This window comes from Sphingomicrobium arenosum (assembly GCF_026157085.1).
GTDB classification, from domain to species: Bacteria; Pseudomonadota; Alphaproteobacteria; order Sphingomonadales; family Sphingomonadaceae; genus Sphingomicrobium; species Sphingomicrobium arenosum.
Genome location: NZ_JANPVN010000001.1, coordinates 1683125 through 1696058, shown reverse-complemented (window position 1 = coordinate 1696058; position 12934 = coordinate 1683125). Strand labels below are relative to the sequence as shown.

General features: G+C 67.5%; 10 protein-coding genes. 8 read left to right on the top strand and 2 right to left on the bottom strand.

What is annotated here, in order from left to right:
- Nucleotides 1–5 precede the first annotated feature (5 nt).
- The 3 genes from sdhA to NUW51_RS08545 all read left to right on the top strand — a co-directional run bounded on the left by sdhA (nt 6) and on the right by NUW51_RS08545 (nt 4239).
- On the top strand, nt 6–1805 hold the full coding sequence (sdhA, locus tag NUW51_RS08555) for a succinate dehydrogenase flavoprotein subunit (protein WP_265587100.1): 1800 nt from the start codon (nt 6–8) through the stop codon (nt 1803–1805).
- A gap of 150 nt (nt 1806–1955) precedes the next feature.
- Nucleotides 1956–3317, top strand: coding sequence for a cell envelope integrity protein CreD (gene creD / locus NUW51_RS08550; protein WP_265587099.1), 1362 nt, complete (start codon nt 1956–1958; stop codon nt 3315–3317).
- A gap of 34 nt (nt 3318–3351) precedes the next feature.
- Nucleotides 3352–4239, top strand: coding sequence for an LOG family protein (locus NUW51_RS08545; protein WP_265587098.1), 888 nt, complete (start codon nt 3352–3354; stop codon nt 4237–4239).
- 83 nt (nt 4240–4322) lie between these two features.
- On the opposite strand, the gene NUW51_RS08540 is transcribed toward NUW51_RS08545, so the two are convergent.
- Complete coding sequence (locus tag NUW51_RS08540; protein ID WP_265587097.1) at nt 4323–5018, bottom strand: c-type cytochrome; 696 nt, start codon at nt 5016–5018, stop codon at nt 4323–4325.
- A gap of 53 nt (nt 5019–5071) precedes the next feature.
- Complete coding sequence (locus tag NUW51_RS08535; protein ID WP_265587096.1) at nt 5072–6103, bottom strand: A/G-specific adenine glycosylase; 1032 nt, start codon at nt 6101–6103, stop codon at nt 5072–5074.
- Nucleotides 6104–6130: 27 nt separating this feature from the next.
- Between NUW51_RS08535 and NUW51_RS08530 the strand changes: the two genes are divergently transcribed.
- The 5 genes from NUW51_RS08530 to NUW51_RS08510 are packed head-to-tail and all read left to right on the top strand — an operon-like array spanning nt 6131 to nt 12910.
- Complete coding sequence (locus NUW51_RS08530; RefSeq protein WP_265587095.1) at nt 6131–6679, top strand: DUF721 domain-containing protein; 549 nt, start codon at nt 6131–6133, stop codon at nt 6677–6679.
- A gap of 24 nt (nt 6680–6703) precedes the next feature.
- Complete coding sequence (locus NUW51_RS08525) at nt 6704–7483, top strand: thioredoxin domain-containing protein (RefSeq protein WP_265587094.1); 780 nt, start codon at nt 6704–6706, stop codon at nt 7481–7483.
- Nucleotides 7484–7509: 26 nt separating this feature from the next.
- Nucleotides 7510–10935, top strand: a complete 3426-nt coding sequence (locus NUW51_RS08520; protein WP_265587093.1) for a chromosome segregation SMC family protein — start codon at nt 7510–7512, stop codon at nt 10933–10935.
- Nucleotides 10932–12005, top strand: a complete 1074-nt coding sequence (locus NUW51_RS08515; RefSeq protein WP_265587092.1) for a hypothetical protein — start codon at nt 10932–10934, stop codon at nt 12003–12005. Before NUW51_RS08520 ends, NUW51_RS08515 begins: the two co-directional genes overlap by 4 nt.
- A 5-nt stretch (nt 12006–12010) precedes the next feature.
- On the top strand, nt 12011–12910 hold the full coding sequence (locus NUW51_RS08510; RefSeq protein ID WP_265587091.1) for a hypothetical protein: 900 nt from the start codon (nt 12011–12013) through the stop codon (nt 12908–12910).
- Nucleotides 12911–12934: the final 24 nt, after the last annotated feature.

The window sequence follows — 12934 nt, the reverse complement described above, 5'->3', positions numbered from 1 at the left end:
CGCCCATGTCCGCTTACAAGATCATCGACCATATCTATGACGTCGTCGTCGTGGGCGCGGGCGGCTCGGGGCTGCGCGCCACCATGGGCGCGGCCGAAAAGGGGCTGAAGACCGCCTGCGTGACCAAGGTCTTCCCGACCCGTTCGCACACCGTGGCGGCGCAGGGCGGAATCGCCGCGAGCCTCGGCAACATGGGCCCCGACCATTGGACCTGGCACATGTACGATACGGTCAAGGGTTCCGACTGGCTGGGCGACCAGGACGCGATCGAATATCTGTGCCGCGAGGCGCCGGCGGCGGTCTACGAGCTCGAGCATGCGGGCATGCCCTTTTCGCGCACCGAGGAAGGCAAGATCTACCAGCGCGCGTTCGGCGGCATGACGCAGAACATGGGGCAGGGCCCGGCGGCGCAGCGCACCTGCGCGGCGGCCGACCGCACCGGCCATGCGATGCTCCACACGCTCTATCAACAGAGCCTCAAATATGACGCCGACTTCTTCATCGAATATTTCGCGCTCGACCTGATCATGGAAGATGGCGAGTGCCGGGGTCTCATCGCCCTGTGCCTCGACGATGGCTCGATCCATCGCTTCCGCGCGCAGGCGGTGGTGCTGGCCACCGGCGGCTATGGCCGTTGCTATTATTCGGCCACCTCGGCGCACACCTGCACGGGCGATGGCAATGCCATGGTGCTGCGCGCCGGCCTGCCGCTCCAGGACATGGAGTTCGTCCAGTTCCACCCGACCGGCATCTATGGCGCGGGCGTGCTCATCACCGAGGGCGCGCGCGGCGAGGGCGGTTATCTCACCAACAGTGAAGGCGAGCGCTTCATGGAGCGCTATGCGCCGAGCGCGAAGGACCTGGCGAGCCGCGACGTCGTGTCGCGCTCGATGGCGATGGAAATCCGCGAAGGTCGCGGCGTGGGCGAGGAAAATGACCACATCTTCCTCCACCTCGATCACATCGACGCCGACATCCTTGGCGAACGTCTGCCCGGGATCACCGAGACGGCGAAGATCTTCGCGGGCGTCGATCTGACGCGCCAGCCGATCCCGGTGGTGCCGACGGTCCACTATAATATGGGCGGTATCCCGACCAATTATCATGGCGAGGTCGTCACGCTGAAGGACGGCAATCCCGACCATGTCGTGCCGGGCCTGTTCGCGGTCGGCGAAGCGGCCTGCGTCAGCGTCCACGGCGCCAACCGTCTCGGCTCCAACAGCCTCATCGACCTCGTCGTCTTCGGGCGCGCGGCGGGGCATCGCCTCGCCGAAGTGGTCAAGGCCAATGGCGCGCAGCCGAAGTTGAAGGACGATGCCGCCGATCTCGCGCTGGCGCGTCTCGATCATTTCCGTCACGCCGATGGCGGCACGCGCACGGCGGACCTCCGCCTCAAGATGCAGAAGACCATGCAGTCGGACTGCGCGGTGTTCCGCACCGAGGAGCTGCTTGCGGGCGGGGTGAAGAAGATCGATGCCATCTACGAGGGCATGACCGACGTGTCGGTCGCCGATCGCGGGCTGATCTGGAATTCGGACCTCGTCGAGACGCTCGAACTCGACAATCTGCTGGTGCAGGCCAAGGCGACGATCGGGCTGGCCTCGAACCGCAAGGAAAGCCGCGGCGCTCATATGCACGAGGATTATCCCGATCGCGACGACGCCAATTGGATGAAGCACAGCCTCATCTGGGTCGACGGCTGGGGCGGCAAGGGCGGCGACACCAAGATCGATTACCGCCCGGTCCACGAATATACGCTGACCGACGAGGTCGGCTATATCGAGCCGAAGAAGCGCGTCTACTAAAGGCGAAACACGATGAAAATGGAGGCGCTCCGGGAGACCGGGGCGCCTTTTTTCATGCCTTCTATCGTCCAACGGGTTGACGACGAACCGTGCTAAAACGTAGACGAGTCGTTGAAACGTGCATTTTTAGCGGTGAATGGAGTTAGGACGATGGGCTTGTTGCGAACCGAAGAGGGGACGAGAACTCCGGGACAAAAGCTGGCGATTGCCATGCTGGTGGGCCTGCTGCTCACCATCCCGCTCTTTGCGACCTGGGCGCTGATCTATGACCGGCAATCGGAATCGCAGACCGCGACGCGAGGGATCGTCGAGGGATGGGGCGATGCGCAAGTCGTCGGCACCCCCGTCATCGCCATCCCCTATTCGGAGGTGGTCGAGGAGCAGGTGGTCGAAAATGGCGTGACGCGGTTGGCCACCCGCACCGTGGCGCGAACGCTGACGCTGTCGCCCGAAGTGCAGGAGGTGGCGATCGCGCTGGCGCCCGAAGTGAAGAAGCGTTCGATCTACGAAGCGGTGGTCTATGACGCGAAGGTCGACGGGCAACTGCGCTTCGCCATGCCCGAGGACATCGACCGTTATGGCGTGCCGGTCGACAGTCTCGAATGGGACCGGGCCGAACTGCGCTTCATGATCGGCGATCCCAAGGGGCTGGCCGGCAATCCCGAAGTGAGGGTCGGCGGCGAGGCGTTGCGCCTCAATCCGGGGTACGGCAGCAAGGGCGGCGAGGGCTTCTTCGGCTTTATCGATGCCGGCCGGCTACGTAGCGGGGACCCGATCACCGCGCGCTTCGTCTATGCGATCCGCGGCAATGAGGGCATCGCGCTGCGCCCCGATGCGGGCAGCACGAGCCTCGCCATTTCATCGCCCTGGCCGCACCCCAGCTTCACCGGCTCCTTTTTGCCGGGCGAACGCGAGGTCACGGGCGATGGCTTCACGGCAACCTATCGCATCGGCAATCTGGCGCTCGGCAAGAATCTGGTGGAAACGGGCAACGGCCCGGCGATGATCGCGCGCGGCGAAATGGCGCGGGGCAGCGAGGCGCTGGCCGGAGTCAGCCTGTTCCAGCCGGTCGATCTCTATTCGCGCGTCGACCGGGCGACCAAATATGGCTTCCTGCACATCGGCTTCACCTTCCTTGCGCTCCTCCTGTTCGACATCATCGGCGGGCGGCGGGTGTCGGCGGTAGCCTACCTCCTCGTCGGGGCCGCGCTCATCCTCTTCTTCGTGATGCAGCTCGCCTTTGCCGAAGTGATCGGCTTCACCGCGGCCTATGTGGTCGCGAGCCTTGCCATCGCCGGGCTGGTGACCCTCTACGTGAAGGCGGTCATGCGGGGCTGGCGACCCGCGCTGACCATCGGCGCGATGCTGGCCGGTCTCTACGCCGCGCTCTACATCCTGCTGGGGCTCGAGAACCTCAGCCTGCTGATCGGCTCGCTGATGCTCTTCGCGGCGCTGGCCGGGGTGATGTATGCCACCCGCCACCTCGATTGGGGGCAGGCGCGAGAGGCCTAGAAACTGTTCGGGGGAGGGGGTAAGGCCCCTCCCCATGAACAGCGAAAAACATAGCCCGCGGGATCCGACCTTCCCGTCTTCCAAGACCGACGCCGCTGCTGCCGCGACGGTGCCGTCCTCGCCGCAGACCGAGAGCGAGGCCTACAAGCTGGCCTTCCAGGACAATGAGTTGATGCTGCGCGACGAGCTTCGGCCCGTGCGCCTGCAGCTCGAACTGTTGAAGCCGGAACTCCTTATGCAGGAGGCCAAGATCGCCTCGACCTTCGTCATGTACGGGTCGGCGCGGGTGCCCGAGCCGGTGAAGGCGCAGGAGCGACTGGCCGAGGCCAAGACCGACTACGAGAAGAAGGTCGCCGAGCGGCTGGTCGCCAAGTCGCGCTATTATGACGAGGCGCGCAAGCTGGCGCGCATCGCGTCGACCTATCCGACCGACGAGGACGGGCAGCGCCATTTCGTGGTGACGAGCGGCGGCGGTCCGAGCTTCATGGAAGCGGCCAATCGCGGGGCGCATGACGAGGGCAAGGAATCGATCGGGCTCAATATCACGCTGCCGCACGAGCAGCTGCCCAACGAATATATCACCCCGGACCTGTCCTTCCAGTTCCACTATTTCGCCATCCGCAAGATGCACTTCCTCATCCGCGCGCGCGCGGTGGCGGTGTTCCCGGGCGGCTATGGCACGTTCGACGAGATGTTCGAGCTGTTGACGCTCATCCAGACGGGCAAGATGCACAAAATCCCGCTCCTCGTCTTCGGCAAGGAGGAATTCTGGGACCGGGTGATGGACCTCGATGCGCTGGCATTGGAAGGCACCATCTCGCCCGGCGACCTCGATCTCATCACCTGGGTCGAGACGGCGGAAGAGGCGTGGAGCCATGTGTGCGCCGCCTATGAGGTGTGCGATCACCCGCCCAAGGTCTGAGGCCGCCAGCAAGGAAAGCAAAAAGGGGCGCCGGTCGATATGACCGGCGCCCCTTTTGTCATGTGTTGCCGTAGCGGATCGACTTATTCGTCGACGTCGCTGCCTTCCGAGCCGGTGCCTTCGACATTTTCTTCGGTGAGCTGGTCGGCGGTGTCGCTGTCGGCGGCGGGCTGGAGCTCGCCTTCGGCGGCGGCGGCCTCGGCGGCGGCTTCCTCGGGGCTCACTTCAGCGGGCGGGGGCGGGACGGCGATGCCGCTGCCCTGGCTGTTGAGGTAGAGCATGACGTCGGCGCGGTCCTGCGGATCGCCAAGACCCGCGAAGGTCATCTTGTTGCCGGGCGCGAAGCTGCGCGGGCTGGCGAGCCAGGCCGACATATTGTCCCAGTCCCAATTGCCGCCATGGCCTTTCAGGGCGTCCGAATAGGCAAAACCCGCCTTGCCGGCGATGGGGTTGCCCATGAGGTCGTAGAGGTTGGGGCCGACCTTGTTGGCGCCGCCCGCGGTGACGGTGTGGCAAGCCGCGCACTTCTTGAAGACATTCTCGCCGCGCGTCGCATCGGCCGAGGCGAGGAAGAAGGCGATCGGCTGTTCGGCCTCGGCTTCGCCGCCCGTGGCAGCGGCGGCATCGGCGACATAGGACGGGCAGTAGCCGTCGGCGCCCTCTTCACAGCTGTCCACTTCCTCGTGGCCGAAGACTTCGCCGACGACGAGGGTCGAGCCAAGCGCGATGATACCGGCGAAAAGAACCCAGCCGGCGATCGTGTTGTTGCGGTCCTGCATGATATCCCCAGAAAAATTGCTTGGACGCCCTTTAGGGCGCTGCGGCCAAGCTTTCAAGGCAGGAGGGGCAGGCGTTGTTCCGCGCTTTCCGCCTCGGCGTCGAACGCGGCGAGCGCCTTGGTGTAGAGGGTGGGAAGGCCGGCATCGGCGATGGCCGAGCGCTCGTGCCACCAGCCCTCGGTGCCAGACGGCGGCTGCGCGCGCGATTCGATGCGCAGCGTCAGCGCGAAATGGGTGAAGACATGGCGGATGGTGGGGGCGTTCGAGGGCGGCGCGGAGCCGTCTGCCCAGTCGCTGCCCGGCAATGCTGCCATGCCGCCGAGCACGCCCTTGTCGGGGCGGCGGGTGAGGAAGAGGTGATCGTCCTGTTCGATGACATAGGCGGTGCCGTGGCGCTCGGGGCGGGTCTTGCGCGGCGGTTTGGGCGGGATGCTGGCAGGGTCGCCGGTGGCATAAGCGGCGCAATCGGGGCCGAGCGGGCAGACGGCGCAGTCGGGCGCCTTGGGGCGGCAGATGGTGGCGCCCAGGTCCATCAGCGCCTGCGCCATTTCGCCCGCGGGCTGGCGCTCGTAGAAGAAGGCGGCGCGCTGGCGGATTTCGGGGCGAGCGTCCTTGATGGGACGGCGAATCGCGAAACAGCGGGCAACGACGCGTTCGACATTGGTGTCGACGACGACCGCGTCGCGGCCGAAGGCGATGGCGGCCACGGCGGCGGCGGTATAGTCGCCGATCCCGGGGAGTTGGCGCAATTGCGCCTCGGTGTCGGGAAAGCCGCCGCGCGCTGCCACCTCCACCGCGCAGGCGTGAAGGTTGCGGGCGCGGGCGTAATAGCCGAGCCCCGCCCATTGGGAGAGAATGTTCTCCACCGGGGCGGCGGCCATGTCTTCGACGGTCGGCCATCGCGCGAGGAAGGCGGCGAAGCGCGGGGTCACCGTGGCGACGGTCGTCTGCTGGAGCATCACCTCGGAAAGCCAGACGCGATAGGGGTCGGGCGCTTCGTTGCTTCCCGGGGCCAAGCGCCACGGCAGGTCACGCGCATGGGCGCGATAATGTTGAAGGAGACGGGCCTGCGGGCTTTTGCGCATGGCCCGCCTATGGCATGACTGGCGGTCATGACGAAGCGGGGTGGAAAAAAAGGCGGCGAGGATGCGCCGCGGGTGAACGGCGTGCGCCGCGCGGGCGACCTCGTCGCGCCGATTGCGGGCGTGGCGTTCAAGCGCTTCGGCTTCATTCAGGGAGCGGTGGTCGAACGCTGGCCCGAGATCGTGGGCGAGAATTATGCGCGCCATAGCCTGCCCGAATCGATCCGCTTCCCCTCGGGCAAGAAGCGCGGCGGGACGCTGACGCTGCTGGTCGAGGGCGCGCAGGCACCGTTGTTCCAGCACCTGGCGCCGATGATCATGGAGAAGGTCAACGACTTCTTCGGCGCCGGCGCGGTGACCAAGGTGGTGTTCAAACAGGGTCGGCTGCCCGCGCGAACGCCCGCGCCGAGCCGTCCGCGCCCCGCTCCGGTGCCCGAGGAACTGGGCGAAGGGCTGCGCGAGATTGCCGATCCCGAACTGCGCTCGGTGCTCGAATCGCTTGCCTCGGGGCTCGAAGGCGCCAAGACTGTTCCCAACATCCCGCTGGTCGGTCGGATCGGCGAGAAGAAATCGACATGATTTGTCATTCGGAGACTGAGTGAAATGAAGAAACTGATCCTTGCCTCGACCGCGATCGCGCTGGCCGCCTGCAATGGCGAAGGCGATGCCGCTGGCTCGGGCGACCTGCCCGTGGCCGATGCGCCGGTCGAGGCGGTCGAAGCCCCCGAAGGGCAGGCGTGGAGCGAAGTCGTCACCATGACCGAAGCGGGCGGTTACCTGATGGGTAATCCCGACGCGGCGGTGAAACTGGTTGAATATGGTTCGCTGACCTGCAGCCATTGCGCGCGCTTCGATGTGGACAGCCATGAGGCGATCGCGGACTATGTCGACAGCGGCCGGATGAGCTTCGAATTTCGCAATTACGTGCGCGACCCGGTCGACATCACCGCGTCGCTGCTGGCGCGCTGCGTGAGCAAGGATCGCTTCTTCGCGGTCAACAGCGCGCTGTTCGCGAGCCAGGACCAGTGGTTCGGCAACAACCTGCCGGCGATCCAGCAGGCGGTGCAGGGCCTCCAGTCCGCGCCGCCCGCCGAACAGTTCAAGGCGATCGCCGAGGCGGCGGGGCTGAAGACCGCGCTGGCGCAGCGTGGGCTGCCGCCCGCCAAGGCCGATGCCTGCCTCGCCGACAGCGCTGCGGCGACGCGCCTCGTGTCGATGAAGAACACCGCCGATGCCGACCTGCCGATCAGCGGCACCCCTGCCTTCATGATCAATGGCGTGATGCCGAGCGAGCCGATGGGCTGGGCGACGTTGAACGAGAAGCTTCGCGCTGCGCTCGGTGAACCGGCGGCGGCCGACGAGGCACCCGCCGCGGCGGAGTAGATCAGCAAAAGGGGGGCTCGGCAGAAGTGAAGTTCAAACGCCTCAAGATCTCGGGGTTCAAGAGCTTCGTCGAGCCTGTCGACATGACCATCCAGAAGGGGCTGACCGGCGTGGTCGGCCCCAATGGTTGCGGCAAGTCCAACCTCTTGGAGGCGATCCGCTGGGCGATGGGCGAGGGCAGCCCCAAGAGCTTGCGCGGCAAGGGGATGGAAGACGTCATCTTCGCGGGCACCGAAACGCGCCCGCCGCGCGATTTCGCCGAAGTGTCGCTGCTGGTCGAGCGCAGTCAGGAAGAGGCGGGCGAGAACCAGGCGGGCGAGACCGAGGTCACCCGCCGGATCGAGCGCGGCGCGGGCAGCGCCTATCGACTGAACGGGCGCGATGCGCGCGCCAAGGACGTGGCGCTTCTCTTCGCCGATGCGGCGACGGGGGCGCATAGCCCGGCACTCGTCAGCCAGGGCAAGATCGGCGCGGTCATCGCCGCCAAGCCGCAGCAGCGGCGCCAGTTGCTTGAGGAAGCGGCGGGGATTTCGGGCCTGCACCAGCGGCGCAAGGACGCCGAGACCAAGCTGCGCGCGGCCGAGACCAATCTCGAACGGCTCGATCACCTGTTGGGCGAGCAGGCGGCGCGGGCGGCGGCGCTGAAGCGGCAGGCCAAGGCGGCGGAACGCTATCGGCTGTTGTCCGACCAGATCCGGCTGGCCGAGGCGCAGCTGATGCTGGCGCAGTGGCAGGAGGCCGATCGCGCCGCGCGGGCGGCGGAGAAGGATGCGAAGAACGCCGAGGCGCGGGCGACGTCGCTCGCGAGCGAGCGCGAGGAGGCCGAGAAGGCACGCGGGCACGCCTCTCAGGCCTTGACCGAGGCGCGCGAGGCGGCGGCGCGGGCGCGTGAGCAGGGGCAGGAAATCGGGCACCGGCTGGCGAGCCTTCGCGCCGAGCAGCAGACGCTGGCGCGGCGCATCGCCGACCTCGACGCCGCAGCGGGCGCGCTGGCAGCCGAGCAGGCGCGCGAGGCGGCGCTGCGGCAGGATGCCGATAGCGCGATCGCCGCGCTGAAGGCCGAGCAGGAGCGGCTGGAGGCGACGCTGTCGTCGGACGAGGAAGAAGCGGCGAGCCTGCGCGGGCGATTGGGCGAAGTCGAACGGGCGGCGAGCGAGGCGGAAGCGGCGCTGGCATCACTGGTCGCGCGCGAGGCGGCGGCGAAGGCCGAGCGTACGGTCGCCGAAGCGGCGCTGGAGGCGGCGCAGGCGCAATGCGCGCGAACCGAGAACGAGATGCGGCGGCTGGCCGAGCAGGAAGCGGCGCTGGACGCGGGCGATGATTATCGCGCTGCGCTGGAGGCGGCGGAAAAGGCGGCGGCGGCGGCCGAGCAGCGGGTGGCGGCGGCGGAAAAGGCGATTGCACAGGCCGAGGCCAAGGGCGCGGGCGCAGGCGAGAAGCGCGATGCGGCCGAAAGCGCGCGCGCCGAGGCGCAGGCGGCGCTGGCGACGGTCGAGGCCGAGCATCGCGCGCTGGCCAATGCGCTGGAGCAGGGCGAGACGGGGCTGATCGCGGGGATCCGCGCCGCACCGGGCTATGAGCGCGCGCTGGCGGCGGCGCTGGGCGAGGATTTGCACGCCGAGATCGGCGGCGAGGGGGCACGGCGCTGGGCCGAGGGCGGTGCCGACGACGTCGGCGATCCCGAGCTGCCCGAGGGTGCCGAGCCGTTGAGCGATCATGTCGAGGCGCCGCCCGCGCTGCATCGGCGGCTGTCGATGATCGGGGTGGTCGATGTGGACGCCGGGCAGGCGCTGGCGGCGGGGCAGCGGCTGGTGACGCGCGACGGGGTGATGCGGCGCTGGGACGGCTTTACCGTGTCGGGCGAAGGCGCGGCGGAGGCCGAGCGGCTGGAACGGGTCAACCGCGTCGAGGCGCTGGCCGCGAAATTGCCGGCGCTGCGCAAGACGGCCGAAGAGGCGCAAGCGGCGCGCGACGCGGTCGAGAAGAAGATTGCACAGGCGCGCGAGGAAGAGCGCGAGGCGCGGGCGCGGCTGACCAGCGCGGAAGAAGCGCGGCGGCAAGCGGCGCGCGACATCGACCGTGCCAAGGGCGCGATCGAGCGGCAAGACGAGCGCAAGGCGGCGCTCGCCGAACGACGCGAGGAACTGAAGCCGCTGGCGAAAAGCGCCGAGGAGCGGCTGCACGAAACGCAGCGGGCGCTGGCCGCGCTGCCCGATCATGACGGGCTGTCGGGCGACGTCGCGGCGGCACGCGAGAAAGCGAGCCAGACAGGTCGCGCGGTGTCAGATCGGCGCGCGGCGGTGGCGACGCGCCAGCAGGGCATCGAGGCGGCGCGCGAACGGCAGGGGCAGGCGGCGCGCGAGGCGGCGAGCTGGCGCATGCGGGCGCGCGATGCCGAGGAGCGGCTGGCGGGCAATGCCGAGCGCGCCAAGGCGCAAGGGGCCGAGCGCGAGGCACTGGCGGGCAAGCCGCAGGAACTGGCCGCGAAGATCGAGAAGGCAGAGGAAGAACAGCGCGGGCAGGCGGCGGGCAATGCCGATGTCCTGAATGCCGAGCGCGAGGCGATGGACGCGCTGAAGCGCGCGGAAGGGGCGCTGTCGGCGGCGGCGGAGGCGCATTCGAACGCGCGCGAGATCAGGGCGGCGGCGCAGGCGCGTGCCGAGGCGGCGATCGAGCGGCGCAAGGATCGGGCGCGGGCGAGCGGGGAGGCCTATGGCTGCCCGCCCGTGCTCTTGTCCGAGAAGTTCGGCTTCGACGAGGCGGCGCTGCGCAAGGCGAGCGCGCTGAAGGAGGAGGTGGCGAGCCTGACCGCGCAGCGCGAGCGCATCGGACCGGTCAACCTCGTCGCCGAAGAGGAATTGAAGCAGCTCGAGGACGAGCAGCAGGGGAGCGCCGCCGAGCGTGACGAACTGGGCGAGGCGATTGCGCGGCTGCGCGGGTCGATCGGGCATCTCAATCGCGAGGGACGAGTGCGTCTGCTCGCCGCCTTCGAAGCGGTGGACGGCCATTTCCAGAGCCTCTTCACCACGCTGTTCGGTGGCGGGAGCGCGCATCTCGAACTGGTCGAGTCGGACGATCCGCTGGAAGCGGGATTGGAGATCATGGCGCAGCCGCCGGGCAAGAAGCTGGCGGCGCTGACGCTCCTGTCGGGGGGCGAGCAGGCACTGACGGCAGTGGCGCTGATCTTCGCGCTATTTCTGACCAACCCGGCGCCCATCTGCGTGCTCGATGAGGTGGATGCGCCCTTGGATGATGCCAATGTCGAGCGCTTCTGCGACCTTCTCGAACGGATGAATGCGGAGACGGAGACGCGCTATTTGATCGTCACGCATAATGCGGTGACGATGAGCCGGATGGACCGGCTCTATGGTGTCACGATGGTCGAACGGGGGGTGAGCCGACTGGTGTCGGTCGACCTCGAGGCGGCCGAGGAGTTGATCGCGGCCCAATGAGTGAAGCGCTTCCCCGATATGCCGCCGCCGAGGTTAAGGCGGCGCTGCTCGACCATGGCGTGTCGGGCACCATCTATGCGCTGGTGATGCCCGAGAGCGAGGCGGCACTGAATGCGCTGGTCGACGAGGATCGCGCGGCCTTTCTCGAGCAGTATCGCGAAGCCTGGACGCAGAAACAGGACGCGATGCACGAGGCCTATTTCGAGCGTTGGATCCAATGGTCGGCGCCGGTGCTCGACTGGGATGCGGGGCGGTTCCCGTTTCGATATCCCACCGCGGGGGCGAGCGAGGGGATCGTCAAGCTGATGGCCGAATATGCCGCGCGCGAGGCGGCGGCGGCGCGACGCGGCGCGGTGCACATGTTCGAAGGCGAATATGAGGGCTTTCCGGCTTTTGCCCACTCCTTGGGGCTCGATGTGGTTCGGCATCCGCGCGAGGCGTGGAAAGCGGTGGCCGCCGAGCGCGTGCCCGCGCATGCGGCCTTCTGGATCAGCCAGCCGAGCGCCATCGACGGGATGGTCTGGCCGCATTTCGAGGCCTTTGCGGCGGCGCTGCACGCGGCGCAGCCCGAGGCGCGACTGGTGCCCGACCTGACCTATGTGGGGAGCGTGGCGCGGGCGTACGCCATCGCGCTCCACGCGCCCAACATCCACGAATTCGTGATCAGCCAGTCGAAGCCCTTCGGCGGCTATTACCACCGCGCGGGCGCGGCGTTCAGCGAGGCGGAATGCCCCAGCCTGTTCGGCAATCACTGGTTCAAGAATCTTGCCTCGATCGGCTGGGCGCGGCTGATGATGGAGCGGCATGGGGTGCATGACCTGCCGCGCCGCTATGCCGCCGTGCAGGCCGAGGCGGCGCGGCGCTGCGGCAAGGCGCTGGGGGTCGAGCTTGCGCCCTGCGACGTGAATTTGCTGGCCAGCGCGCCGTGGCGGGACGGCCTGTCACCGCTGCTGGCGAGCGTAGGGCGCGGGAGCGAAGCCGAGAAGGTGGTGCGGCTGTGCCTGACGCCGACGATGGCGCGGCTGATCGATCCTGCGCTGGCGCCTTCGGTGCCGGACCTGGAGGAGTAAAAGGCGTGCAGCTCGAAAGTCTGGTGAAGCTCGCGCAGGCGGACGACGTCCACGCCTATGTCGATGGCTTGTGGAGCGACGGGCCAATCCGCCAGAGCCATCGCGAGGGCGGGGTGGTCTACAAGGTCATCGAGCGCTTCGCCCGCCTGCCGCGCTTCTTTTTTCGGCCCTCAGAGCAAACAATCGAATGGACGCATTTCTCGCCCTGGTGGGGCGGGATCTTGCTGGCGGACTATGACAATGCGGCGATCCGCGATCTCAGGTTCCTGCACGAAATTTATCATGCCGCCACCATGCCCTATGTGCGGGCTGGCAATGTGCCGACCTTCGCGATGATGAATTTCAGGAACGAGCGCGAGGCGAGCTGTTTTACCGAGATGGCCATCTATGCGGCGTTGCCCGAATTGCGGGCGACGACCTTCGACCATCCGATTTTCGTCGATCGCTTCCTCTTTCCGCAAGGCGACTTTTCGCGGCCCGACGTGGGGTGGGTGCAGCGCTGGCAGGCCGATCCCGAACTGACCTTCCAGCAATTGCTCTACGAGCGAATGAAGGTAATCCTCGCGCCCGAGGAGGATGTCGACCGGCACGATCCGCAGGTGGTGTGGCTCCGGCGTTATGGGGCGCAGGGCGATGCGTGGGTGGAGATCTGGTCGCGGCGATTCCGGCTGGTGCAGGAGCGGATGCTCGACCTGCAGGACGAGGTGATCGGTGGACGCGACAGAGGCGAAGCGCTCGACGCGCATCTCGACTGGCTGCTGGCGCATGGCGACGGGACCGACGTACCGTTTCGTGCTGAGGCCGAGGCGTTTCGCGCGACCTTCGATGACCTTATCACCGTCTATGACGAGGCAATGAAGGAGAAGGGAGAGACGGCCGTCAGGGGCCGCGGCGAGGACTGGTAGCAACTTTGCTATTGCGAATGATTA

What these genes read in the sequence shown, in the direction of transcription:
- sdhA (WP_265587100.1), top strand. Translation starts at nt 6, where the DNA reads ATGTCCGCTTACAAGATCATCGACCATATCTATGACGTCGTCGTCGTG.
- NUW51_RS08540 (WP_265587097.1), bottom strand. Translation starts at nt 5,018, where the DNA reads ATGCAGGACCGCAACAACACGATCGCCGGCTGGGTTCTTTTCGCCGGT.
- NUW51_RS08530 (WP_265587095.1), top strand. Translation starts at nt 6,131, where the DNA reads ATGACGAAGCGGGGTGGAAAAAAAGGCGGCGAGGATGCGCCGCGGGTG.
- NUW51_RS08535 (WP_265587096.1), bottom strand. Translation starts at nt 6,103, where the DNA reads ATGCGCAAAAGCCCGCAGGCCCGTCTCCTTCAACATTATCGCGCCCAT.
- NUW51_RS08525 (WP_265587094.1), top strand. Translation starts at nt 6,704, where the DNA reads ATGAAGAAACTGATCCTTGCCTCGACCGCGATCGCGCTGGCCGCCTGC.
- NUW51_RS08515 (WP_265587092.1), top strand. Translation starts at nt 10,932, where the DNA reads ATGAGTGAAGCGCTTCCCCGATATGCCGCCGCCGAGGTTAAGGCGGCG.
- NUW51_RS08545 (WP_265587098.1), top strand. Translation starts at nt 3,352, where the DNA reads ATGAACAGCGAAAAACATAGCCCGCGGGATCCGACCTTCCCGTCTTCC.
- creD (WP_265587099.1), top strand. Translation starts at nt 1,956, where the DNA reads ATGGGCTTGTTGCGAACCGAAGAGGGGACGAGAACTCCGGGACAAAAG.